This is a genomic window from Vibrio sp. 2132-1, from assembly GCF_033344315.1.
The window spans coordinates 223,379-249,044 of sequence record NZ_JAWPON010000003.1; the positions used below are offsets into that span (position 1 = coordinate 223,379).

23 protein-coding genes are annotated in these 25,666 nt (G+C 43.8%); 15 read left to right on the top strand and 8 right to left on the bottom strand.

Annotation, left to right across the window (positions count from 1 at the left end; genetic code table 11):
* Nucleotides 1-32: 32 nt before the first annotated feature.
* The 10 genes from fabG (at nt 33) to R8N47_RS04525 (ending at nt 9,390) form a co-directional block, all read left to right on the top strand.
* Nucleotides 33-767 (top strand): 3-oxoacyl-ACP reductase FabG, encoded by a 735-nt coding sequence (gene fabG / locus R8N47_RS04480; protein WP_031781117.1) that lies wholly within the window; start codon nt 33-35, stop codon nt 765-767.
* 246 nt (nt 768-1,013) lie between these two features.
* Nucleotides 1,014-1,247 (top strand): acyl carrier protein, encoded by a 234-nt coding sequence (gene acpP / locus R8N47_RS04485; protein WP_004406112.1) that lies wholly within the window; start codon nt 1,014-1,016, stop codon nt 1,245-1,247.
* Between the two features lie 93 nt (nt 1,248-1,340).
* Nucleotides 1,341-2,591: a beta-ketoacyl-ACP synthase II gene (fabF, locus tag R8N47_RS04490; protein ID WP_005372948.1), complete on the top strand. Its 1,251-nt coding sequence runs from the start codon at nt 1,341-1,343 to the stop codon at nt 2,589-2,591.
* Between the two features lie 107 nt (nt 2,592-2,698).
* Nucleotides 2,699-3,514, top strand: coding sequence for an aminodeoxychorismate lyase (gene pabC, locus R8N47_RS04495; RefSeq protein ID WP_005372949.1), 816 nt, complete (start codon nt 2,699-2,701; stop codon nt 3,512-3,514).
* Entirely contained in the window at nt 3,511-4,527 is a 1,017-nt protein-coding gene (gene mltG, locus R8N47_RS04500) for an endolytic transglycosylase MltG (protein ID WP_054576217.1), read from the top strand. The genes pabC and mltG overlap by 4 nt, the downstream gene beginning before the upstream one ends.
* Nucleotides 4,524-5,156, top strand: a complete 633-nt coding sequence (gene tmk / locus R8N47_RS04505) for a dTMP kinase (protein ID WP_005387350.1) — start codon at nt 4,524-4,526, stop codon at nt 5,154-5,156. Before mltG ends, tmk begins: the two co-directional genes overlap by 4 nt.
* 24 nt (nt 5,157-5,180) lie before the next feature.
* Nucleotides 5,181-6,143 carry a DNA polymerase III subunit delta' gene (locus R8N47_RS04510; protein ID WP_017633842.1) on the top strand — a complete coding sequence of 321 codons (963 nt, stop codon included), beginning with the start codon at nt 5,181-5,183 and terminating at the stop codon, nt 6,141-6,143.
* Nucleotides 6,134-6,901, top strand: a complete 768-nt coding sequence (locus tag R8N47_RS04515) for a TatD family hydrolase (RefSeq protein ID WP_017633841.1) — start codon at nt 6,134-6,136, stop codon at nt 6,899-6,901. Before R8N47_RS04510 ends, R8N47_RS04515 begins: the two co-directional genes overlap by 10 nt.
* Nucleotides 6,902-7,345: 444 nt before the next feature.
* Nucleotides 7,346-8,776, top strand: coding sequence for a PTS glucose transporter subunit IIBC (gene ptsG / locus R8N47_RS04520; protein ID WP_005372959.1), 1,431 nt, complete (start codon nt 7,346-7,348; stop codon nt 8,774-8,776).
* A 212-nt stretch (nt 8,777-8,988) separates the two neighbouring features.
* Nucleotides 8,989-9,390, top strand: a complete 402-nt coding sequence (locus tag R8N47_RS04525; RefSeq protein WP_005372960.1) for a hypothetical protein — start codon at nt 8,989-8,991, stop codon at nt 9,388-9,390.
* A 69-nt stretch (nt 9,391-9,459) separates the two neighbouring features.
* Here the strand turns inward: R8N47_RS04525 and R8N47_RS04530 are convergent, their stop codons facing one another.
* The 3 genes from R8N47_RS04530 to R8N47_RS04540 form a co-directional block, all read right to left on the bottom strand.
* On the bottom strand, nt 9,460-9,555 hold the full coding sequence (locus R8N47_RS04530) for a MetS family NSS transporter small subunit (protein ID WP_017633863.1): 96 nt from the start codon (nt 9,553-9,555) through the stop codon (nt 9,460-9,462).
* On the bottom strand, nt 9,552-11,018 hold the full coding sequence (locus tag R8N47_RS04535; RefSeq protein ID WP_064354177.1) for a sodium-dependent transporter: 1,467 nt from the start codon (nt 11,016-11,018) through the stop codon (nt 9,552-9,554). The genes R8N47_RS04530 and R8N47_RS04535 overlap by 4 nt, the downstream gene beginning before the upstream one ends.
* A 569-nt stretch (nt 11,019-11,587) precedes the next feature.
* On the bottom strand, nt 11,588-12,178 hold the full coding sequence (locus R8N47_RS04540) for an outer membrane protein (RefSeq protein WP_053306612.1): 591 nt from the start codon (nt 12,176-12,178) through the stop codon (nt 11,588-11,590).
* Nucleotides 12,179-12,305: 127 nt separating this feature from the next.
* Here R8N47_RS04540 and R8N47_RS04545 point away from each other — a divergent pair, with 127 nt between their 5' ends.
* Entirely contained in the window at nt 12,306-12,398 is a 93-nt protein-coding gene (locus R8N47_RS04545; RefSeq protein ID WP_005372970.1) for a YnhF family membrane protein, read from the top strand.
* A gap of 44 nt (nt 12,399-12,442) precedes the next feature.
* Nucleotides 12,443-13,594: a patatin family protein gene (locus tag R8N47_RS04550; RefSeq protein ID WP_005372971.1), complete on the top strand. Its 1,152-nt coding sequence runs from the start codon at nt 12,443-12,445 to the stop codon at nt 13,592-13,594.
* A gap of 108 nt (nt 13,595-13,702) precedes the next feature.
* On the opposite strand, the gene pyk is transcribed toward R8N47_RS04550, so the two are convergent.
* Entirely contained in the window at nt 13,703-15,145 is a 1,443-nt protein-coding gene (pyk, locus tag R8N47_RS04555) for a pyruvate kinase (protein ID WP_064354176.1), read from the bottom strand.
* A gap of 410 nt (nt 15,146-15,555) precedes the next feature.
* Between pyk and R8N47_RS04560 the strand changes: the two genes are divergently transcribed.
* Both R8N47_RS04560 and R8N47_RS04565 read left to right on the top strand, forming a co-directional pair.
* Nucleotides 15,556-16,773, top strand: coding sequence for an ROK family protein (locus R8N47_RS04560; protein WP_005385828.1), 1,218 nt, complete (start codon nt 15,556-15,558; stop codon nt 16,771-16,773).
* Between the two features lie 363 nt (nt 16,774-17,136).
* Nucleotides 17,137-18,090 carry a chemotaxis protein CheV gene (locus R8N47_RS04565; protein ID WP_005372976.1) on the top strand — a complete coding sequence of 318 codons (954 nt, stop codon included), beginning with the start codon at nt 17,137-17,139 and terminating at the stop codon, nt 18,088-18,090.
* A gap of 72 nt (nt 18,091-18,162) precedes the next feature.
* On the opposite strand, the gene R8N47_RS04570 is transcribed toward R8N47_RS04565, so the two are convergent.
* From R8N47_RS04570 to R8N47_RS04585, 4 genes are all read right to left on the bottom strand, one after another.
* Entirely contained in the window at nt 18,163-21,237 is a 3,075-nt protein-coding gene (locus R8N47_RS04570; protein WP_064354175.1) for an error-prone DNA polymerase, read from the bottom strand.
* A 27-nt stretch (nt 21,238-21,264) separates the two neighbouring features.
* Nucleotides 21,265-22,668: a Y-family DNA polymerase gene (locus R8N47_RS04575; RefSeq protein WP_064354174.1), complete on the bottom strand. Its 1,404-nt coding sequence runs from the start codon at nt 22,666-22,668 to the stop codon at nt 21,265-21,267.
* 4 nt (nt 22,669-22,672) lie between these two features.
* Nucleotides 22,673-23,365 (bottom strand): translesion DNA synthesis-associated protein ImuA, encoded by a 693-nt coding sequence (imuA, locus tag R8N47_RS04580; RefSeq protein WP_053306608.1) that lies wholly within the window; start codon nt 23,363-23,365, stop codon nt 22,673-22,675.
* A gap of 129 nt (nt 23,366-23,494) precedes the next feature.
* The gene (locus R8N47_RS04585) at nt 23,495-24,241 is read right to left on the bottom strand and encodes a YciK family oxidoreductase (RefSeq protein ID WP_005372980.1); all 747 of its coding nucleotides are present in this window, start codon (nt 24,239-24,241) and stop codon (nt 23,495-23,497) included.
* A 254-nt stretch (nt 24,242-24,495) separates the two neighbouring features.
* On the opposite strand from R8N47_RS04585, the gene sohB reads away from it, so the two are divergent.
* Nucleotides 24,496-25,557, top strand: coding sequence for a protease SohB (gene sohB, locus R8N47_RS04590; RefSeq protein ID WP_005385819.1), 1,062 nt, complete (start codon nt 24,496-24,498; stop codon nt 25,555-25,557).
* The last annotated feature ends 109 nt before the right edge of the window (nt 25,558-25,666 follow it).

A 25,666-nucleotide genomic window follows, 5' to 3' on the forward strand; every position in this document is an offset into this window, starting at 1 on the left:
AAATTTGCGATAAGAAAAGGAAACACAACATGATGAATCTAGAAGGTAAGATCGCGCTAGTTACCGGCGCAAGCCGTGGTATTGGCCGCGCGATCGCGGAACTTCTTGTCGAGCGAGGTGCTACGGTTATCGGTACTGCTACTTCTGAAAGTGGTGCGGCTGCTATCAGCGAGTATCTTGGTGATAACGGTAAAGGCTTAGCGCTTAACGTGACTGATGTCGAGTCTATCGAAGCGACATTAAAAACGATCAACGAAGAATTTGGTGTGATCGATATTCTGGTGAATAACGCTGGTATTACTCGTGACAACCTATTGATGCGCATGAAAGATGATGAGTGGAACGACATCATCGATACCAACCTAACGCCAATCTACCGCATGTCTAAAGCGGTTTTACGCGGCATGATGAAAAAACGTGCGGGTCGTATCATCAACGTAGGCTCTGTTGTTGGTACCATGGGTAACGCAGGTCAAACTAACTACGCAGCAGCGAAAGCGGGCGTGATTGGTTTTACTAAATCAATGGCTCGTGAAGTTGCGTCTCGTGGTGTAACAGTGAACACTGTTGCTCCTGGTTTCATCGAAACTGACATGACTAAGGCACTAAATGATGACCAACGTGCGGCAACTTTGTCGAACGTGCCAGCAGGTCGTTTAGGTGACCCACGTGAAATTGCATCAGCAGTAGTTTTCCTTGCTTCTCCTGAAGCAGCGTACATTACTGGTGAAACTTTGCATGTAAATGGTGGCATGTACATGGTTTAATGCGACAGTTTATGCAAAATAAGCTATTTTACATTGTGAAAAATAGCCTATAGTTGCAGTTAACTGTCATGAACTTGTCATGCTTATGCGCAAGATTTGTGCATGATTTAAGTCAAAAATGTATTGAAATTCGGTTAAATTCGCTAATTTTGTGGTTTGACCAGCAAGGACCCCCTTGCAACTTTCAATAGTTCGAATAAACTACGGAATCATCGCATTAGGCGAAATCTGTAAAGGAAAAGAAAAATGAGCAACATCGAAGAACGCGTAAAGAAAATCATTGTTGAACAGCTAGGTGTAGACGAAGCAGAAGTTAAAAACGAAGCTTCTTTCGTTGACGATCTAGGTGCTGATTCTCTAGACACTGTAGAACTAGTTATGGCTCTAGAAGAGGAATTCGACACTGAGATTCCTGACGAAGAAGCTGAGAAGATCACTACTGTTCAAGCTGCAATCGACTACGTAAACAGCGCTCAGTAATTAGCTTTCCCAGGCGGTCTCCTAGACCGCCTGTGTTCTTTCTAACTTCTTCTATCCTCTCATAGAAATATTCAATTCCCGGAGAATTATATCGTGTCCAAGCGTCGTGTAGTTGTCACTGGCATGGGTATGTTGTCACCGGTAGGCAACACAGTAGAATCATCTTGGAAAGCCCTGCTAGAAGGTCAAAGTGGTATCGTAAATATCGAGCACTTTGATACTACGAACTTCTCAACTCGTTTTGCAGGTCTTGTTAAAGATTTCGATTGCACAGAGTACATGTCTAAAAAAGATGCTCGTAAGATGGACCTTTTCATCCAGTACGGCATTGCAGCGGGTATTCAAGCTCTTGATAACTCTGGCTTACAAATTACCGAAGAAAATGCGGCTCGAGTTGGTGTTGCTATCGGCTCAGGCATTGGCGGTCTTGACCTTATCGAAACTGGCCATACTGCATTAGTAGACAAAGGCCCTCGCAAAGTTAGCCCATTTTTTGTTCCTTCGACCATTGTAAACATGGTTGCAGGTAACCTATCTATCATGCGTGGTCTTCGTGGTCCAAATATCGCGATTTCTACCGCATGTACTACTGGCCTGCATAATATCGGCCATGCAGCACGTATGATTGCCTACGGCGATGCAGATGCGATGGTTGCTGGTGGTGCAGAAAAAGCTTCTACGCCTCTTGGCATGGCTGGCTTCGGTGCAGCTAAAGCACTATCTACTCGTAATGAAGAGCCTCAAAAAGCGTCTCGCCCATGGGATAAAGGCCGTGATGGTTTTGTTCTAGGTGATGGTGCTGGCATGATGGTGCTTGAAGAGTACGAACACGCAAAAGCACGTGGCGCGAAGATTTACGCAGAACTGGTTGGTTTTGGTATGTCTGGTGATGCTTACCACATGACATCTCCAAGCGAAGACGGCTCTGGTGGTGCACTTGCGATGGAAGCGGCGATGCGTGACGCTAACATCACAGGTACTCAAGTAGGTTATGTGAATGCTCACGGTACTTCTACTCCTGCTGGTGATGTTGCAGAAATCAAGGGCGTGAAACGTGCTCTTGGTGAAGAAGGTGCGAAGCAAGTTCTTGTGTCTTCAACTAAGTCTATGACGGGTCACCTATTAGGTGCTGCAGGCTCTGTTGAAGCAATTATCACGGTTATGTCTTTGGTTGACCAAATTGTTCCGCCAACCATTAACCTTGATGATCCAGAAGAAGGTCTAGACATCGACCTTGTGCCGCATACAGCGCGCAAAGTTGAAGGTATGGAGTACGCTATCTGTAACTCGTTTGGCTTTGGTGGTACAAACGGTTCTTTGATCTTCAAGAAGTTCGCTGAGTAACACTATCTAACCTAATTTAGATAAGCGAAACTTGTATTCTAACGGCTCGATGCTTAGCATTGAGCCGTTTTGTTTTATTTGTTGTCTGCTAATTTGAAGGTACGTGAATGTTTTGGGTAAATGGAGTTCCGCAAACGCATGTAGAGCTAGGCGATCGCTCATTCCAATACGGTGATGGAGGCTTTACCACCATCCTGACCCAAAATGGAGAGTTGGTTTACTGGCAAGAACATACTGAGCGCATGAGTGCTTGCCTTGACGCTTTGAAGATCTCTTCACCTGACTGGAAAGTTGTGCATGATTGGGCAAGCAAAGCGGTTTTATCTGACGCACGAGCGGGGGTGAAGATTCACGTTAGCCGCGGTATTGGCGGGCGAGGGTATAGCCCTAATGGGATTAAAGGCCCTATCGTGACGATTTCCAATTTTGCGTTTCCTTCTCATTATTCATCTTGGCAAGAACAAGGTGTGGACTTGGGCGTTTGTAATACTCGTCTAGGGATTCAACCTTTACTTGCGGGACATAAGCACAACAACCGTTTAGAGCAGATTCTCGCCAAGGCTGAAATCGACAATACAGAGTTTGCAGATGCAATAACGTTAAATGTGCAAAACCATGTCATTGAAACTACAATGGCCAACCTTTTTTGGGTTAAAGGTAATAAAGTATTTACGCCGGAGCTGACCTTATCAGGCGTTACGGGCGTAATGCGTCGTAAGGTGCTTGAGTTACTTAAAGTAAGTCATATTGAAGTCATCGAGGGGCGTTTTATACTTCCAGATTTGCTGAGTGCTGACGAGGCTTTCATGTGTAACTCAATATTAGGTGTCGCACCTATTCGCAGCATAGTGACATCGAACTCTAAGACTATATTTCCGATAGGAAAATTGACTCAACGACTGCAAGGGAATTTAACTACGTGATTAAAAAACTGTTGGCTTTTGTTGTGCTGATCGCAGTGATAGGCGCAGCAGCTGTTTTTTATATAATTTCACAGGCTAAACAATACGTTGAAAAGCCTATTCTATTGGAACAACCTCAGCTGTTTACTGTAGAAAGTGGTACAAGCTTTCATCATGTCATGCGCGCCTTAGTTGAAGATGAGGTGATTGAAACATCGGAGTACATCCGTTTAATTCCTCACTTATATCCAGAATTGTTGCAAGTGCGAGCGGGTACTTACCAACTTGAGCCTGGTATGTCGCTTTCGCAAACATTGGAGCATCTGAATACTGGAAAAGAATACCAGTTTGCGATCACTTTTGTTGAAGGCAGCCGCTTTTCTGAATGGGTAGATCAACTAAAAAGTGCTCCTTATTTAAAGCATGATTTAACCGATCTTTCAGAAAAAGAAATGGCTGCGAAGCTCGGAATTGAGAGAGAAAAGCTAGAAGGGTTGTTTTTAGCAGAAACCTACCATTACACAGCGGGTGCGAGTGAAAGCCAGTTATTAAAACGAGCGCATCGAAAACTCAATAAAATACTGGATGCTAGCTGGGAAGCTCGTCAAGAAAAGCTGCCATTACAGGATAAATATGAAGCCTTGATTCTCGCGTCTATCATCGAGAAAGAGACGGCTATTGATTCTGAGCGTGAGCGCGTCGCTTCTGTGTTTATCAACCGATTGAACAAACGCATGCGGTTACAAACTGATCCGACAGTTATTTATGGTATGGGTGACGCCTACGATGGCAACATTCGTAAGAAAGATTTGCGTACGCCGACACCATATAACACCTATACCATCAATGGTTTGCCACCAACACCGATTGCGATGGCTGGTGAAGCTTCCATTGAAGCGGCTTTGAATCCAGAAAGCAGCAACTATTTATATTTTGTAGCAAGTGGAAAGGGCGGACATGTATTTTCGAAATCCCTTGCTGAGCACAACCGTGCTGTTCGTGCCTATTTAAGAGAACTAAGAAAGAAAAAATGATGAAAGCAAACTTTATTGTCGTTGAAGGCCTAGAAGGCGCGGGTAAAAGCACTGCGATTAAAACCGTTTTAGATACGCTAAAAGCGGCCGGTATTGAGGATATCGTAAATACCCGTGAGCCAGGAGGCACACCGCTAGCAGAAAAAATGCGCGCTCTGGTGAAAGAAGAGCACGAAGGCGAAGAACTTAAGGACATGACGGAGTTGCTTCTTCTGTACGCTGCACGTGTTCAGTTGGTTGAGAACGTGATCAAACCAGCTTTGGAAAACGGTCAGTGGGTGGTTGGTGACCGACACGATATGTCGTCGCAAGCTTATCAAGGTGGTGGCCGTCAGATTGACGCATCGTTAATGAAAAATCTCCGGGATACAACGCTTGGTGATTTTAAACCTGCTCTCACTCTCTATATGGATATTGACCCTCGTGTTGGGCTTGAGCGTGCGCGTGGGCGTGGTGAGTTAGATCGTATAGAGAAGATGGATATTAGTTTCTTCGAGCGTACACGTGAGCGTTATTTGGAGATTGCTCATGCCGATCCTTCCATCGTTATCATTAACGCAGAACAGACGATTGAAGGCGTGTCGCGTGATATTCGGGACGCTCTAAACGAGTGGCTAGCTCGTCAATAAGTGAAACGTAAATTTAGGTGACTCATGTTAAATGATTATCCATGGCTACAGCCAATATGGGATAACCTCAAAGTAGGGTTAGAGTCGGACAGAATACCAGGTGCGCTTTTATTACAAAGCGAGCAGGGCTTGGGCATCGAAAAACTTATCGAGTTTTTTAGCCAAGTACTTCTTTGCCAAAATTACGCGAGTGAAGCATGCGGTTTTTGTCATAGCTGCCAGCTAAATCAATCTCAAAACCACCCTGATTTACACTGGATCAAGCCAGAGAAAGAAGGAAAGGCGATAACGGTGGACCAAATTCGCGCTTGTAACCGTCTTGCTCAGGAATCATCTCAGCTTAATGGTTACCGCCTATTTGTAATAGAACCGGCGGACTCTATGAACGAGTCGGCATCGAATGCGCTGTTAAAGACGCTAGAAGAGCCTGGGGCAAAGTGCTTGTTTTTGCTCGTTACCCACAATCAGGAGCGTCTGCTCCCAACGATTCGTAGCCGTTGCCAACACTGGGTTGTTGCGCCTCCGTCAGCGGAACAAGCGATGCAATGGATGCACGAACAAGGGGCGAAGCAAGTTCCTGCTTATGCCTTAAAACTGAATATGGGCTCTCCAATAAAAACATTGGATGCGTTAAATAATGGTGAGCTCGAAGCTTACTTGGCTTTTGAACGCAGTTTTATTAAGGCAATGTCTTCGCCTGTTTCAGACGTTTCTGAGTGTGCTTCTTTAATCGCTAAACACTCAGAGCAATCACTAGACTGGGCATGGTATTTACTGACAGATGCTCAGAAAGCGCAGTTTGGTGTATCAGAAGCTCAAATGCTTCCGGGCGCGACAAAGTTTCAATCGGACAACTATAACGGTTTGTACTCATCAGCGAAGGCGCTGATGAACCTGAAAGCTCAGGTGCAAGCCTTTCCTGGCCTGAACCTTGAGCTACTATCAATGAATTGGTTAATTGAATCACGAGAGGCATTATGTTCGTAGATTCTCATTGTCATTTAGACAAATTGAATTACGACGATCTCCACATCAATGTGGAAGACGTTATTAACAAAGCTAAACAAGCAAACGTAACTGAACTACTTTCTGTTGGAGTAACGCTGGATTCTTTCCCGAAAATGATGGAAATGATCGAGCCTTATGACAATGTTTATGCTTCGTGCGGTGTGCACCCACTTGATGTTGAAAGCGACTTTTCGATGGACGTATTGCGCCACCATGCGTCGAATGCAAAAGTCGTCGCTATTGGCGAAACGGGTTTAGATTATCATTACAAGCCCGAAACGGCCGCGTTACAGAAAGAGCGCTTTGAGCAACACGTTGATCTTGCAGTGGAGCTCAACAAACCTTTAATTATCCATACCAGAAACGCACGTGCGGATACTCTAGATATTTTGCGTAAGGGTGGGGCAGAGAAATGTGGTGGTGTTATCCACTGTTTTACAGAAGATCTTCCATTTGCTGAAGCTGCACTGGAGCTGGGGTTTTATATTTCTATCTCGGGGATTGTTACTTTCCGTCAAGCTACAGAGCTAAAAGAAGTGGTGAAGACTCTACCTTTAGAGAAGCTTCTTATTGAGACAGATTCTCCTTACTTGGCTCCTGTCCCTCATCGTGGCAAAGAGAATCAACCCGCTTATGTTGTCGAAGTCGCTTCTTATATTGCGCAACTCAAATCGTGCTCTCTTTCTGAAGTGGCACAAAAAACCACCGAAAACTTCCGAGATCTTTTTTTGCGATGAAAAAATAATAAGAGCATAAAAAAGGAGCTTAGGCTCCTTTTTTGTTGATAAAAACAACAGATACGCTCACGAGTTTAATGTTTACTAAAAATGTTGATTTAATAACATTCAAAAATCACAAATGTAATTTTGTTACTAAAAATAACATTGAGGCGTATTTTATTTACGCCTTAAAATTAATTATATAAATAATTAATTCTTTATAAAACAGTAATATAAGTGCAATGCAAACCTTTTCATCGGCTGTTTTTGGGTGTGATCCAAGACTTGTTTTGAAACTAAATTTCGTAACTGTGTGGAAAGTTTGAGGGTCATCAATATATATTTAGAGCCGGAAAATATAATGCAGTTGTGGTTACATTTTCATTGGGTGCTAACCTTTAGGCTACGGGGGTGTGCCGTTAGTGCCCAAATAATACTTATAAATTTATCAGGAGCATAAACATGTTTAAGAACCTTTTTGCTAACCTGCAAAAAGTTGGTAAGGCTCTGATGCTTCCAGTATCAGTTTTACCAGTTGCAGGTATTTTATTAGGTGTGGGTGCTGCCCATCTAAGCTTTATTCCAGAGATCGTTTCTAATCTTATGGAACAAGCTGGTGGTTCAGTATTCGGCCAAATGGCACTTCTATTTGCAGTAGGTGTAGCTCTAGGCTTCACTAACAACGACGGTGTTGCAGGTCTTGCAGCTATCGTTGGTTACGGCATCATGACGGCAACGCTAGGTGTAATGGCGGGCGTTATGGGTGTTGAGAAAATCGATACAGGTGTACTAGGTGGTATCCTTGTCGGTGGTGTGGCTGCTTGGGCATTCAACCGTTTCTTCAAAATCCAACTTCCAGAGTACCTTGGCTTCTTCGCTGGTAAGCGCGCAGTGCCAATCATCACTGGTTTTGCTGCGATCATCCTAGGTGTTATCCTTTCTGTTATCTGGCCACCAATTGGCGGTGCAATTTCTGCATTCTCTGATTGGGCTGCACACCAAAACCCACAGCTAGCATTCGGTATCTACGGTGTTGTTGAGCGTTCTCTAATCCCATTCGGTCTACACCACGTATGGAACGTACCGTTCTTCTTCGAAGCAGGTTCTTGTGTTAACGCTGCCGGTGAAGCTCAAAATGGTGTACTAACTTGTTACCTAGTTGCTGATGAAGCATCTCGTGCTGCTGGTAATGGCTTCGGTCAGCTAGCGGGTGGTTACATGTTCAAGATGTTCGGTCTACCAGCTGCAGCAATCGCAATTGCTCATTGTGCTAAACCAGAAAACCGTGCAAAAGTAATGGGTATCATGGCGTCAGCTGCACTGACTTCATTCCTAACTGGTATTACTGAGCCAATCGAATTCTCATTCCTATTCGTTGCTCCACTACTATACGGTATCCACGCTCTACTAGCTGGTTCTGCATACATCGTTTCGAACACTCTAGGCTTTGTACACGGTACTTCTTTCTCTCACGGTCTGATCGACTTCCTAGTTCTATCTGGTAACGCTCAGAAGATGGTGCTAATGATTGCCGTTGGTCTAGTTTACGCAGTAATTTACTACGTAGTGTTCCGTGGTGTAATCACAGCGCTTGACCTAAAAACACCTGGCCGTGAAGATGAAACGGAAAGTGCAGCTGTAACTTCTGGCTCTGATATGGGCGGTGAACTGGTTGCAGCGTTTGGCGGTAAAGCTAACATTACTGGTCTAGATGCATGTATCACACGTCTACGTGTAGCAGTTGCAGATACAGCAGCTGTTGACCAAGACAAGCTAAAACAACTAGGCGCTGCTGGTGTTGTAGTTGTAGCTGGTGGTGTACAGGCTATCTTCGGTACTAAGTCTGATAACCTAAAAACTGAAATGGATGAGTGGATTCGTAACCACGGTTAATCGCAGTCATTCATAGTAATGCATAAAAGGAGGCTTCGGCCTCCTTTTTTAGTTCCTATTTTATTAACTGACAGTTCCTTTTTAGTGTGATCCTAAACTCATCTTTACTTTTGTCAGCTTTTTCATACATCGAGCTTACCCATCGTTGACATATTGATATGCCATTATGTTTGAATAGCGAATAATGTTTTTTTGAATAATTGATAACGTGTATGAAGAACAAATTCATTTTAGTTTTGGGACTAGTTTCTAGTACGGCAATGGCGGCAAGCGAACCAACGGATCTATCAGTTGGTATGGCTGTCGATCAACAATTAAGTGTTGTTGTAGAGTTAGATAACAAATATCGTGGCATTATCGGAAACGATGGTATGGCGTTTGATTACATCGCTAAGCGTGGAACATTCGATCAAAACATGCCTGTGACTTGGTATGTCGGCGTTGGTGGCTGGTATGAATGGGATGACGAGTTTGGTGTGAGAGTACCACTTGGTGTGAACTGGGATTTATCACGCGGCTGGGACCTTTATGGCCAAATACACCCAGAGCTAGATCTTTACAAAGGTGCTGACTTGCAACTTGGCGGCGCCGTTGGCATCAAGTACAGTTTCTAGAATTGAACTAATGTATGTATAAAAAAACGCCGGTAACTACCGGCGTTTTTTTGTATGGAACTTAACGTTCTATTGTTTATTCATGGCTCGCTTAATGCAAACGGCAGCGCCGCCCCAAGTGATACCTAAACCAATAACCATCATAATAATTGCGCTGATTGTCATTTTGCTGTCTCCTTGCGGTTCACTACGTTGATCACTAGACCAAAGATAAAGAGTGCGGCGATAAGTGCCCAGCCTAAAGTTAGATCATAGCCACCGTAGCCTTCAGTAATTAGGGCGTATAGCTTGGTCGCTAAGATAATGGCGAGCATGATTGGTGTAACGAAGCGTAAGCAGATCTCGAACCATTGACCAACAGAGAAATCAGAGCGCTCGTTAACGTAATTACGTACTTCTGGCACGCGCTTCAATAGCCACGCCATCAAGACAATCTCAACCAGACCACCAACCATGATGCCAACGTTGTTTGCAAAGTGGTCTACTAGGTCGAGTAGCAGCAGACCGCCATTGGTAGCAAACGCCATAGAGACAACGAAGCCAATACCAATCACAACATTTGCAGCTTTTTTACGGCTCCACTTCAGCTTGTCGATAATGGCTGAAGTTACGGCTTCCATAATTGAAATATGCGAACTTAGACCAGCAACCACCAGTGCAAAGAAGAACAGTGGACCAAGAATATATGGGGCAGGTAGTAGGTTAATTGCCGCAGGTAAAGTAACAAAAGCCAAGCCAACGCCTGCAGATACCACCTCTGTTAACGGCTTACCTTGCTCTTGAGCCATGTAACCCAATACTGAGAAGATCATGATGCCGGCTAGGATCGAGAAGCCACAGTTGATCAACACGGTCATAAACGCGTTATTCGTTATGTCTGACTTTTCTGGTAGGTAGCTAGAGTAAGCTAGCATGATGGCGAAGCCGATACTTAGCGTAAAAAAGATCTGACCATATGCCGCTGCCCATACTTTCACATCCCAAATTTTGCTGAAATCGGGTTCGAACATGTAGTTCACGCCATCTAGAGCTCCTGGCAAGAAAATCATACGTCCGATTAAGAAAATCACCATCAAGAATAGGATTGGCATCATAATTTTAGATGCTCGTTCAATTCCTGATTTCACGCCTTTGGCAATGGCGGTGTAAGTAATTGCCCAAGCAATTACCATGGATAAAGCAATCTTCCATTGAATACTGCCTAAGTCTGTTGGTGAGTTGTCACCTAGCTTTAGGTATTCACTAAAGAAAAATGCGTTGGTATCGGTTCCCCAACCTTGAGTGAACGACAACCCAAAGTAAGAAATCGACCAACCGATAACAGCCACATAGTAAACGGCAATAACTGCAGCCACACCAACTTGGAACCAGCCAAGCCATTCAAATTTAGAATGAATTTTCGCAAGTGTTTTTGGTGCCGAGCCTCGGTATTTTTGTCCCATACTGAACTCAAGGATCATAAATGGAATACCGGCAGTGATCATGGCAAAAATGTAAGGAATAAAAAATGCGCCGCCACCGTTTTCATAGGCCATGTATGGGAAACGCCAAATGTTTCCCAAACCGATAGCAGACCCAACTGCTGCTAAGATGAATCCCGCCCGGGATCCCCATTGTTCTCGCTTCATATTTGACTCCTATAAGACTCCCTGAGGAATGAAGCTCTCTACGTAACACAGTAATAATTGCGCAAACAGTTGGAAGAAAGGACCGCTGTTATCCATCAGCTTTTCTATCCTTAATTCTAACTTCTTATAATTTTATAGAGCTATATTCTGGCTACTGTAAGAGAAAGTAGATTATTAATCTTAAAATTTTGATGTGTGTTTGATAAAACTGAAATATTTATCTGTTTTCACTGATCAGACTAACTTCTAATAATACTTAGCGCAATAGAATCTAAATGTTAATTCAGATGCGTTGTCTGGTTTTAATCTTGTTAAATTTGAGTTTGATTGTGGTTTTATGTGGGTGTGTGGTTGTTTGTCTGGAATAAATGACTGGGATCTAATAATTGCTTTGGTGTTTAAGACTATTTTGATTAATTAGGGCGTACGGCTATCTTTTGTGCACCTATCTAGATGATGCTTCGTTACTTTGCCAAACAATGGTGTTTAGACGATATCCTTTATCGGCTCTGTGCAGGACTCGTTCAGCGTTCTTTGTGACGAGTCCTATAAAGGAACATGCATAAAAATTAGAAGCGGAAACTAAAACCGACATTTGATTGGAATTGGTTCATCCAATCAGTATCGAACTTAATGATACAGTTTGAGCCGTCATTAGGTAGAGTACAGGCGCCAGATGTATCGTTATCAACGACCGTTCCTAACCATCTCAGTTGGGCTGTTAACGCAAAGTTCTTTGAAAATTCATATTCCAGCCCTGCAAAAGCGCTAGCCGAAAATCCGTATTTTTTGTCTACCCAATCCACATCGGCATAAGAAGCGCCCAAACCTACACCGATATAGGTTTGCCAATTTTCTGCGACAGGATAGTACATGCTGCTTTGGAAGTGCAGATAATGGATATCTGCCGAGTTGGACAGCTTTTCAAGTTCCGTCGACTGATTGGAGTAAAACAATCCGATCCTTCCTTTTTCTAAGGGAGTCTCGACTGAAAGAGCGTAATTCACTGCGGGGTCGAGATCGTATTTATTACCACTTTCATCCTCTACTTGGCCGCCTCCTGTATAGCCTATGTATGGCGTAACGATGATATTCGCTTGTGCATTGATAGCAGTACTCATCATCATGATTCCTACTAGCCAGCTGAGTTTTTGGTTCATGCCCTATCTCCTTATTATGACTAAGCTAATTGTGATGGGTTAGTCAAAATTGCGCGACTAAATTAAGCAAATCTTGAACATATTTCACACCGGTGTTATTAATTTGTTACATATTAAGGAGGTGTTTATGGAACACGATCTAAAATCCGCATTAATCATTGTGGTGACTGTTTTTGCAGTGCTTTTGTCATTTGGCATCATTGCTATTACAACAGCTTAAGATAACCACTTTTACCAAACGATTTAACAAAATGGCGTGAGCCTATGATACGTAACAGCGGTATAATCACAGAAAGCCATGCAGAGCTTGATGTAAAAGTTTATGAGCACTTTAGGCATGGTAAAACTGCTTTAGTCACGCAAGGTGGAGGGCAGAGAGGGATTTTTACCGCTGGCGTTTTAGACGCCTTTTTACTTTCCAACTTCGATCCTTTCGATGAGTTCTATGGCACCTCTGCCGGAGCACTTAACTTATGTTCTTACTTGTGTCGTCAACATGGCATGGGCAAAGCTTTTATTACCGAGCTGACAACGTCTCCTGAATTTTTTAATCTGTTTCGCTATATCCGAAAGCAGCAGTACTTAGGTTTAGAGTGGGCATTAGAACGGATTCAAGATTTCCCATACAAGCTTGACCTTGATTTAGGTCGTAGTGCATTGGGAAAACGAGGAGCGTTTGCTGCGGTAACGAATATAGAGACGCTATCAGATCAATATCTACCAATCTTGGATGACTCGTGGTTTAACACTATGCTAGCGACATGTGCGATTCCCAAGTTGTACCACGGACCTGTCGACGTAAATGGCAATAAGTTTGTTGATGGCGGCGTGTCTGCCTCTATCCCTGTTCAAGAAGCGTGGCGTCAGAATGCTCGCAACATTATTGTCATTCGCACAGAGCCGTTTTCAGAGATTGAAGCGAGAGCCCAAAGTGAAGTGGGGGATGTGCCTGTCGAATGGTATCGAGAGTCTATCAACTCAGTACAGCAATCATGGCAGCAAAAAGTGAATCAGTGGAAGCTGGATTGGGCGTCGTTCTTCCAACAAAAAATTAATGCAGCACATCAATCGAAGCTTGCAGGGAAAATGCTGTTAAATGGAGGTCGTTGGTTGTTCGGTGCCGATAACTTGTATCGTTTAAGTCATCTGATTGGTGAGAATTTTGATTCAGGTTTAGCCGACATGCTGATGATTCATTATCAAACATTTGAGCTCACTCAGGCCTTTATATCTGCTCCACCTGACGACACTTTTATTTTACAAGTTGCGCCTAAAGAGGGACTTCGTTCTTCTTCTTTGTTAAGTGACCAAGAGTCACTAGAGCATGACTATCAACTTGGGCTTCAAGCTGGGTTTAACCTAGTTCAACTCTATGACCAGCTGGATGTTGAAATTGATGGTAGAGAGAGTGCATAAACCTTCTTACGTTCACGATGTGCGCAATATACAAAGCATATAAATAAGGCTCCATTTTCGGAGCCTTATTTGCGGGTTCTTGTGGTTAACTCCGGTTAGGTATAACGACTACGCTTGTAGAATGCGCATGCAGTTGGTTGAGCCAACAACATCCATTACATCGCCTTGAGTAATAATGACTAAATCACCTTTGTGCAAGAACCCTTGCTCTTTAAGGCTAGTAATAGCTGCTTGAGCCGTTGGTAAACCCGCATCACTTTTTGACTCGAAATATACAGGTGTCACGCCTCGGTATAATGCTGCTCGATTTAGTGTCGATTCATTCCGTGATAAGGCAAATATTGGCAAGCCAGAGCTTAAGCGAGACATCATCAACGCAGTCCTGCCGGACTCAGTTAATGAGATCATCGCTTTAATTCCTTCCATGTGATTCGCAGAGTACATGGTTGCCATTGCGATGGTTTCTTCAGCGGTTTCGAAGGTTCTATCTAAGCGATAAGTAGATAGACTTGCCTCCGACATTTTTTCTGCCCCCACACATACTTCGGCCATGGATTTGACCGTTTCTACAGGATATTTACCTGCAGCAGTCTCTCCAGACAGCATCACCGCGTCAGTGCCGTCTAGAACCGCATTGGCCACATCCATCACTTCAGCACGCGTTGGCATTGGGCTAGTAATCATGGACTCCATCATTTGTGTCGCAGTAATCACGATACGGTTTAAACTGCGTGCGCGGCGAATCAGTTTTTTCTGGACACCTATGAGCTCAGGGTCACCGATTTCTACACCAAGGTCACCACGTGCAACCATCACTACATCGGATGCGAGAATAATGTCGTCAATAGACTCATTGGTCGCGACGGTTTCTGCTCGTTCGACTTTAGCCACTAACATGGCTTCAAGGCCAGCATCTCTAGCTAAGCGTCGAGCGTAATGCATGTCTTCGCCGTTACGCGGGAATGAAATAGCAAGGTAGTCTACTTGAATTGCTGCGGCGGTAAGAATGTCGGCTTTATCTTTCTCTGTGAGCGCATCCGCTGACAATCCGCCGCCTTTTTTGTTGATCCCTTTATTGTTGGACAGTGGACCACCGACAATCACACGGGTATGAACTTTATTACTCTCTACTTTAGTAACTTGCAGCTGAACGCGTCCATCATCGAGTAATAAAATGTCATTTGGTGAAACATCTTGCGGCAGTTCTTTATAATCTAACCCTACAGATTCTTGATTGCCTTCACCTTTTGGTAAATCACTATCTAATGTGAATTTATCGCCCACATTCAAAATGACTTGGCCGTCTTTAAACGTTGATACACGGATTTTAGGGCCTTGTAAGTCACCAAGAATTGCAACCTGACGCCCAAGTCTTGCTGCAATGGTACGGACTTTATTCGCACGTTGAATGTGGTCTTCACTGGTTCCATGTGAAAAATTCATACGGACAACGTTTGCACCGGCTTTGATGATCTCCTCAAGTATATTGTCCTTATCCGTTGAAGGACCCAGCGTAGTGACAATTTTTGTTCGTCTTAATTTGGAAGTCATAGATTCTCCGATGAATGTGTGTGTAAAGGTAACTTGAACTCTATCCTTACTTTACGCAGTCGCTCTCAAGGTTAGCCTCGTTGCTGAGCCCACACCTTAAAGCTACTTGAATATAAGTATATGCACAGAATGTTTACATTAAGAGTAACCCCGGTAAAACAGACAGATATTCGACAGGCAATGGCCTTATTGATAAAAATACGCTGCTTTAAAGGCATTACTTCATAATTTAGTGAATAAAAATAAGTTATTTTTCAAACAATTTAACAGGAGTAGATTCTTCGTTATTTGATTGAATACACAAACAAACAGGTTTATACGTGATGCTTGTCACGGGGATTTATTAATTCACTTCACAATTAGTTCGCAAAGTAAAAAAATTGTCCCGTTATAGAATTTCGGAGTGCAAGATGTACATGGCTCAACCGGGCCATATTGATCATATCAAACAGGTCAATGCTGGTCGTGTATATAAACTAATTGACCTAAAAGGTCCTATTTCTCGAATTGATTTGTCCAAGCAGAGTGAGCTTGCTCCTGCTAGTATCACCAAAATCACTCGAGAATTAATTGAAGCGCACTTGATTCATGAAACGACAGTACAAGAAGCGACGAGTCGTGGTCGACCTGCTGTCGGTTTGCAGGTCAATAATGAAGGCTGGCAATTTTTGTCAATGCGTTTGGGGCGGGGTTATTTAACCATTGCTTTGCATGAGTTAGGCGGTGATGTACTGATCGATACTAAAATCGAGATACACGAGCTTGATCAAGACGATGTGCTTGAGCGCCTGCTTTACGAAATTGATGAATTCTTTCAGACTTACGCGGATCAACTTGATCGTGTTACCAGTATTGCCCTTACGCTGCCTGGTCTCGTGAACTCAGAGCAAGGTGTCGTTTTGCAGATGCCTCATTACAATGTCGAAAATCTTGCTCTTGGACCAGAGATATACAAAGCAACGGGCTTGCCAGTTTTCATTGCCAATGACACGCGAGCTTGGGCATTAGCAGAAAAGCTTTTTGGTCATTCTCAAGATAATGACAACTCCGTTCTTATCTCTATCCACCACGGTTTAGGTGCGGGCATCATTCTGGATGGGCGCGTTTTGCAAGGCCGTCACGGTAACATTGGTGAACTCGGGCATATTCAAATTGACCCAAATGGAAAACGTTGTCATTGCGGCAATATTGGCTGTTTGGAAACCGTTGCCAGTTCTCAAGCAATTCGTGAAGAAGTCGTAAGACGAATCGCTGATGGCGAAGACTCTATTCTTGCTAAACAAGAAGAAATGAGTATTGAGAGCATTTGTGAAGCCGCTGCAAACGGTGATCCTTTGGCCGTCGATGTGATTGAAAAACTTGGACGCTACTTAGGCTCTGCAATTGCTATTGTGATCAACTTATTTAACCCTGAGAAAATCTTGATCGGTGGTGTGATTAACCAAGCAAAAGATGTGCTTTATCCTGCGGTTCGTCGCTGTATCGAAGAGCAGAGTTTACCTGTTTATCACCAAGATCTTGAGCTGGTGGAGTCTCGTTTCTATAAGCAAGCCACAATGCCTGGTGCCGCGTTGATTAAGCAAGCGTTGTACGATGGTCAACTATTGATGAAGGTTGTGGAAGGTTAAGTACTTTTTAACATGATGATGTGCCTGGCTGTTGAGACTGCATTTGTAGGTGATTTAGGGTGAGACTTAACGGCTCACCCTTTTTGATCGCCTATTACTAGAAAGGGAATTTGAGTTATGTTGCATTGCTATATCTGCGCCATTCATGTAATTTCCTAAAAAGCTCAAGTAAATAAACAAAATGGCTTTCAATGTGCTGCGTGACTTTGCGTCTGATGCAAAGAGAAGTAATACGCTAAAACTGTTGTACTTTAAAGCTGTGCTCGAAAAGCCAAATATTTTAAGGTTATTTGGTTATATAACCTTGCTGTGTCTGTACTGATTTCGAGTAAAATAAGAATTATCCATAATTTAGGTAGTAGTATGTCCGGAGTGTTAAATACGGTTGACCAGCGTACAAACTTGGTTGGTGAAAATCGACTAGAGCTTCTGCTGTTCACTTTAAATAGTCGCCAATTATTTGCGATTAATGTGTTCAAAGTGAAAGAGGTCATCAAGCTTCCACCGTTAACCAAGCTCCCTGGATCGCACTACAATATTCGTGGGGTTGCTTCTCTACGAGGTGAAGCGGTACCAGTGATTGATTTACGAGGCGCAATTGGTTTTCCTGCTTTACGTGGTGAAGCGGAAGAAGAAAATTTGATCGTGACAGAGTACAACCGCACGGTGCAGGGCTTCTTAGTCGGTCCGGTTAAAAACATTATTAATACGGCATGGACTGAAATTCAGCCGCCTCCTTCCACGTCTGGTCGCTCGAATTACCTCACGGCTATCACGCAAATCAAAGAGGGGGATGCCTCTCAAATTGTCGAAATTATTGACGTTGAAAAAGTTTTAGCAGAGATCGTGCATTACGACGTGACTATTTCGGAGGACATTCTCGATCAAGAACTGGCCCAAGCAATGGTCGGGCGTAATGTTCTGATTGTGGATGATTCCTCTACAGCTCGTAATCAAGTTCGCGATACGCTTTCTCAATTGGGTATGAATATCATCGAGTGTCGTGACGGGCTAGAAGCGTTAACGGTTTTAAAACGTTGGTGTGATGAAGGTAAAGATGTAGAAAAAGAGCTGTTGATGATGATTACGGATGCTGAAATGCCTGAAATGGACGGTTATAAACTGACCCATGAAGTGCGCCAAGATCCACGTATGTCTAAGTTGTTTATCACATTGAACACTTCTCTGAGCGGTAGTTTTAATGAAGCCATGGTACAAAAAGTAGGCTGTGATCGCTTTATATCTAAATTCCAACCGGATCTGCTGGTAGAAGTTGCTCAAGACCGATTACGCCAGATGCTTTCTAAAAGTGCATGATTAGATCTAGTGAAATCAGAGGGAGCGCACCTCTCTCTGATTTTTAACATCTCTCTCCTTAATTCCTCTGTACTAATGGAAATCCCGAGATTTACTTTGTAGATTGTTCAAGTAGTGCGTGCAATCAATCAACTTGCCAGCAATAACGTGCGTGACTTCTCCCTCTCTTTCAAGAATGCCTTTCACCATTAATACTTTAGCGCCTAAATACGCTTGCTTTTGGGCTCGTGCTGTCGCTTGCCAAACGACCACATTAATGTTGCCCGTGTCATCTTCTAGCGTAAAAAATGTCACGCCAGCGGCGGTGCCTGGAGATTGTCTTCCTGTTACCACGCCTACCACTGTGACCAGTGACTTATGCGGCTTCTCTGCCAGTTGCATCATGCGAGTAAAGTGAGGGAGTTTGCCCGTTTCTTCTAATAATTTAATTGGATGGCGGCTAAGAGATAGTCCCGTGCTTGCGTAATCCTCAATTAAATTTTCATATTCAGAGGGTTGAGTCTGGTAGCTAACATTGGGTTCTTCGACCTTGTGAAACAATGGTAGGTCAGATAAGGAATCCATTGCTGCCCAGCGAGCGTTATAACGATTCCCCGATAAGGCCTGAAATGCATTGGCTGAAGCCAATAATTCAATGTCACTTCGGCTTCTTAATATCTGCTTTACTTCTTGAATCGTTCGGTAACCATTAAGTGGTTTGCGCTCAATAAGCCTTTGTGCGCTTTCTGCGTTAAAGCCTTTCACCAAGCGAAAACCAAGTTGCACGCCGAGCCTGCCATTCGGACGTGAGACGAGATGATGCTGATATTTTGAATGATTGACGCACACCGGCAATACTTCGATGCCATGTCGGCGAGCATCTTGTACTAATTGCGATGGGCTATAAAATCCCATTGGTTGGCTGTTCAATAATGCAGTGTAAAATTCGGCTGGGTAATAATATTTTAACCATGCAGAACAATATGCCAGCACTGCGAAAGACGCTGAATGACTTTCAGGGAAGCCGTACTCACCAAAGCCGCAAATCTGATCGAAAATGCGCTCAGCAAACGCTAAGTCATAACCTCTCTCTTGCATACCATTGATCAGTTTTGGTCTGAATTTAGCGAGATCGCCATTCTTTTTCCATGATGCCATCGCTCGACGGAGTTGATCGGCCTCGCCGCCGCTAAACCCTGCGGCTACCATGGCTAGCTTGATGACTTGCTCTTGGAAAATAGGGACGCCCATAGTCCGCTCCAGAACGCTTTTTACTTCTTCCGATGGATAACTGACAGGCTCTTTGTGATCTCGTCGTTTTAAAAAAGGATGCACCATATCACCCTGAATAGGGCCTGGACGAACAATTGCAATTTGAATCACTAAGTCGTAATAACAAGCAGGCTTTAGGCGAGGAAGCATGCTCATTTGTGCACGAGATTCAATTTGGAATACGCCTATCGTGTCAGCTTTTTGGATCATGCGGTACACGTGTGGATCATCTTGTCGGCGAGTGATCTCGGAAATCGAGAGGGATCGCTGGTGATGTTTCTCGACCAGTTGAAAGCACTTTTTGATGGCGTTTAACATGCCGAGTGCGAGTACATCGACTTTTAGTAGCTTCAAGCTTTCTAAATCGTCTTTATCCCATTGAATGATAGTGCGATCTTCCATCGAGGCATTTTCAACAGGTACCAACTCATATAAAGGGCCAGATGAAATTACAAAGCCACCTACGTGCTGAGATAAATGGCGTGGGAAGCCAATGATCTCGTTGACCAATTGGATAAACTGCTGCCCTTTGAGAGATTCTGGTTGTAAGCCAAGTTCAATAATTTGAGCTTGCCAGCCTTGGCTGCGATCTCGGCGATTAACGTTCTTAATGAAAAAATCTAATTGGGTCTCTTCAATCCCTAGTGCTTTACCGACTTCACGCACGGCACTTTTAAAGCGATAGCTGATCACTGTTGCAGCAAGTGCTGCACGCTCACGACCATATTTTTTGTAAATATACTGGATAACTTCTTCACGGCGCTCGTGTTCAAAGTCCACATCAATATCCGGCGGTTCCTTACGTTCTTTACTGATAAATCGTTCGAATAAGACAGCGATTTGTCGAGGATCGACGGCGGTAATTTCCAGGCAATAACACACTACAGAGTTTGCAGCGGAACCTCGCCCTTGGTAAAGAATACCTTGCTGTTTCGCAAACATTACGATGTCGTGAATAGTAAGGAAGTAGTAGTGGTATTTAAGCTCTTGAATAAGCGCCAGTTCATTCTCGATGGTTTGATTGACTTCTGCTGGCACGCCTTCAGGAAAACGCAGCTTTTTACCACGTTCGACCAACATACGTAAGTAAGAGTCGGGTGTATAACCATCTGGGATCAGCTCGGTAGGATATTCGTATTTTAAATCGGAGAGCTTAAACTCGCATAAATCGGCGATGTAAGTACTTTCTTCCAGCCATTCTGGTTTGTAAATCCGAATCAACTTTTTAAAAGGACGAAGCGCTCGCTCAGTATTCGAAATACGGTCAAAACCGAGTTTATCGACGCTACACCCATGTTTTATAGCAGTAAGTACATGCTGTAATGGCAAGCGTTCAACGTCATGCATGAGAACGCCTCCGCAGGCAGTTATAGGTAATTGAAATTCATGTGCTAACTGCTCGCAGTGCGCAATGTACTCAGTATCGTTGTTACTCAAATGGCGCTGAATCGCTACCCACAAACGATTAGCGTGGTGTTGATTGAGCCAGCGCCCCCAATAGTGATCACTCTCTTGATGTGTGGGCAGCCACAATACCAAACAATGTCGAACCGACATCAAATCCCATTCGAACAGTTGATAGTTGCCTTTTTCACTGCGTCTTCTTGCGTTTGTGATGATACGACACAACTCGGCATAAGCCTTGCGACAAGGGCAAAGCAGTACGATTTGGCATTCATCATTTAACCAAAACATACTTCCAACGATTTGTTTGATATCGAGTTTATGTTGTTCGATGGTCGCATGGGCTTTGACAACGCCCGCGACTGAACATTCATCCGTTATAGCTAGAGCTTGATAGCGATAGAAAGCAGCTTGGAGTACCAGCTCTTCTGCATGAGAAGCTCCAGTCAAAAAAGAGAAGTTAGACTGACAAAATAGTTCCGCGTAACTCATAATGACCCAACAAAAATAACTGTCGATTTAACAAAAATAGCCATGAAGAAACCAGTGCTTGTGCTGATCACGAAATATCCATAACCAGCGGCCTTGCTTGGTGTGTGCAATGTAGTAATCACGCATGATCTCATCACCATCCCACCACCCAGAAACTATTCGCTCAGGTCCGTGGACCAAAGAAACTTGCTCTTGCAATACAATGGGAGTCGGTAATTGCATTGCTGGGCGTAGTATGGATGGTATGGCGTGCCCCTTTTCATCCGTAGCATCAGCAGGGCGATACTGACTGGCCTTTTCTGGTCTAGGATCGCAAGCAATATTGGGTTTTAAAACGGCACTTTTTCCCAATTTAGCTTGCAGTAAAGAAAGCAACTCTAAAGCATTCATGTTTCCTTTCTGCCCAGCAAAGAGATCGCGTGATGCACTAAGAGGCTCACCTTGACGGATGACTTTTAACGTTAGCCCTGTGACTGGGCCATTAAGCGAGAGTGACTCTAAGCTCAAACTCGCTAACTGTTGCCAACGCTGACATAGGTAATCACCTTGCGCAGAAGTGAGTTGAAGGTGTTGCTCTTGTTTCTCACGCTGGTGGAGTGTTAAACACAGTTCAAAAGCGACCTTATCTCTTAATTTAAGAAAGATTTCGAGTTGACGAAGTAATTTGGCCAACGGCTTTTCAATCCACTGAACGTTTTCGATCTCAAACAACAGCTCTAAATAAACTTGGAAGGATTCGGTAGGGTGATAAAAGTCGACAGGGTGTTTAAACTGCCCAGTCAGTCGACCAACGTAGTTCACCAAATCGATATCAAAGCGTCGTGCGATGTCTTGCAATGGCAGTTCAAGCAGGTTTTGCAATGTGGTGACACCTACACGTTGTAACTTCTCTACGGTAGCGTTTGATAAATCTGTCAGTGTTAACGGTATTGGTGATAAGGCTTTTTGTATGGCAGATTTGTCTTCGCTGATGACGTTCGCTCCTGATAATGCCATCAATTTGGCAGCAAAAGGCGAAAAACCACATCCGAATTGAAAACTCAGTTTCAGCTCCGATAAGTGAGCTCTGACTTTGTTCCAATAGTTTTCAAACCCTTCATACAGAGCGAGCATTGGAGTAGCACGCAGCAAAATACCTTGGTTTGGCATCAACACAACGTCAGATGTGATCAAATACAGCCATTGAGCAATTTCTTGTAACTTGCTCCATTCGGTGTGCGGATGATAAGGATGCACTTGTAAATCTCGACACAAGGACGCAGCACTGCCTAGTCCCATACCTGGCTTAATGCCTTGTTGTTCGGCAATCTCGTTGTATTGAAGAATCTGGCAACGTTGGCTTTCGACAATCACCACGGGTTGTTCTTGGTTATCACCAAAGAGTGCGTCTAGCTGTAGGCGAGGGAAGTGCAAGTAAATCCACAGAGCCATATCACTAACCTTGGTTCGCCAGTGGGAAATTGACCACAGTCGAGTGCACAGTTTCAGATGATGGTTTCACCAGTTGCGGGTAATGGTGTTGGAAGCCGATACTAACGCTACCTCTATTCCAGCCTCCTTTCCTTTTCAGCACTTCAACATGAATCCCTTGCTCGTCGCCTTTCAGTTTTAAACTGAGTGACACAGGTAAAGACAAGCGGTTGATAGTATCTGTTTTAAGCATAAAGAGAGGGCAAGTACCTTGTTCACTCGCTACCTGTAAGCGTTTCACTTGATGTATTTCAAGCTCTTCTTGCCATAACAAAACATTACTGCATACCCCACTTTTCAGACATTGCTCTGCAGCCCAAAGAGCGTCTTTGGGGTGAGTTGGAGTAACGACCCACACTTGGTTTATATCCAACCCGATGTAGTGTAAAAACAGAGAATTCACTAGCGCAGGTGGTTGAATAAATGCGGTCACACCATTGGTCTGAGTGGCTTTTAAATAGGGAGCGAGCAAACGCAATTCACCAATACTACCAATAGATTCCATCTCCACTACGCCATGAGGTGGAAAGCCTCCGCCGAGCAAATCATCTAATTCAGAAAAACCGGAACTAGTCTGCAACTGCTGAGGATCTGCTTTCGTTAAATTTGCTTGCCAAACAAGGTGTTGGCTTTTTAAGTTCTGAATAATATCTTGCATAATAAATACCTGTATATATGTACAGTATATTTCTGTGGGAGAAAGTCGCAAGATTTTTATGAAGAGAGAAATGAAAAAAGGCAGCGTTTGCTGCCTTTTCAATCGATTATGTGAGGTAACCTGAATGAGTTATTTGCGCTTCGGTTGAGCGTCGATGCACTGACCGTTCACATCGGTAACCGCAGGATCCATTAAGTGCAAATATAGCGGCATGATATCCAGTGGCGTTTTGAGAGTATTCGCATCTTCACCCGGATATGCTTTTTCACGCATGCGAGTACGAGTGGCACCAGGGTTAATTGCGTTAACGCGGATCGGTGTATCACTCAGCTCGTCAGCTAAAACTTGCATCATGCCTTCTACGGCAAATTTAGAGATAGCGTATGGCCCCCAGAATGCGCGGCCAGAGTGGCCGACGGTTGAAGAGGTAAAGATAATACGCCCAGCTTCTGATTTACGCATCACAGGCAGTAATGCTTGAGTCATTAGCACTTCGGCTTTCACGTTGATCTGCATGATATCGTCGAAGTCTTCCTCTTTGATTTGATCAAATGGACACAGCGAACTCAAGACACCTGCGTTGTGTAATAGACCATCCAAGCGACCAAACTGTCCTTCGATTGTCTCTGCCATATCAATGTAATTCTGCTGAGTTGCACCCTTGAGATCCAATGGAATGATAGCAGCTTGTGGATAGCCAGCAGCTTCAATCTCATCATAGATAGATTCAAGGTTTTGCACATTTCTACCCAAGAGAATAACAGTTGCACCGTGCTCGGCATAAGAAAGCGCGGCTTGACGGCCGATGCCATTACCAGCGCCAGTAACAAGAATGACTTTACCTTTTAGAGCATCAGCTGAAACGGAGTAGTTCACGGCGATAAATCCTTATTATTGTAAGAGGGTCCATGATAGTTAATTGACGCTAAAAAACGCCTGTTTCTCAATGGAAAATCTTGGTAATCGTGACAAGATGGTTACAATACACCAATTCATGTGTTATACCAATTCCAGAACTTTCGTTAGGTATGCTATCAATCAGAACAAGTGGTTACAAACCGCGCTGCCTTCTCGCTGATGTTTCTGCGTAACATACTAACGTCATCTGAAATGAGATAAAGGAGCTCTCGTTGGAATTTTTATTAGATTATGGTCTGTTTCTGGCCAAAATTATCACGGTGGTTGCTGCGATAATTGTTCTGCTCATTATTGCAAAATCGGCTGGTGGCAAATCGGGTGCGGCGAAAGGGGAGTTAGAGATTACCAACCTTTCAGAGCAACACAAACAATCTGTTGAGCAGTTAGAGCATCATTTGCATGACGATGCTTTCATCAAGGCTCGAGATAAAGCCGTCAAGAAAGAAGAAAAAGAGAAGAACAAATCTCGCGAGAAAGAAATCAAACAAGCGAGCAAAGACGGTTCATTAGATAGCAAGCGTGAACCACACCTATTTGTTCTTGATTTCAACGGTAGCATAGACGCAAAAGAAGTCGCGTCTCTACGTGAAGAAATCACCGCTATTTTGGCTGTCGCACGTGAAGGTGATGAAGTGTTACTTCGCTTAGAGTCTGGCGGTGGTATGGTTCATGGTTACGGCCTTGCCTCTTCTCAACTGGACCGAATCAAAGCTGCGGGTCTTCCTCTGACCATCTCTGTTGACAAAGTTGCGGCAAGTGGTGGTTACATGATGGCATGTGTAGCAGATAAGATTGTTTCTGCACCATTTGCAATTGTGGGGTCTATTGGCGTTATCGCACAAATTCCTAACTTCAACAAACTGTTGAAGAAACATGACATTGAGTACGAACAACTAACAGCGGGTGAATATAAACGCACGCTAACGATGTTCGGTGAGAATACCGATAAAGCGCGCGATAAGTTTAAGCAAGAACTTGAAGAAACACATGTCTTGTTTAAAGACTTCATCCGTGAGCGTCGTCCTAGTTTGGACCTAGACAAAGTAGCCACTGGTGAGCACTGGTTCGGTACACAAGCGAAAGAGCTTGGTTTGGTGGATGACATTAGTACATCTGATGATATCGTTGTTGCGGCATGCAAAGATAAAACTGTACTTTCTGTGCATTATGTACAAAAGAAAAAACTGGCCGACAAGCTAGCAGGTGTGGCGGGTAAAGTCGCTGATAGTGTGATTTTAAAGTTAGCTGAGCGTGGTCAAAAGCCGATTGTTTAATCGAGCTTAAGTTCATGACATTTAAAACGGCGAGGGCGGAAGCTCTCGCCGTTTTTGTTGAACTTTATGTTTATTGATGAATCCAATTACGCATTAGGTGTAATGCTTT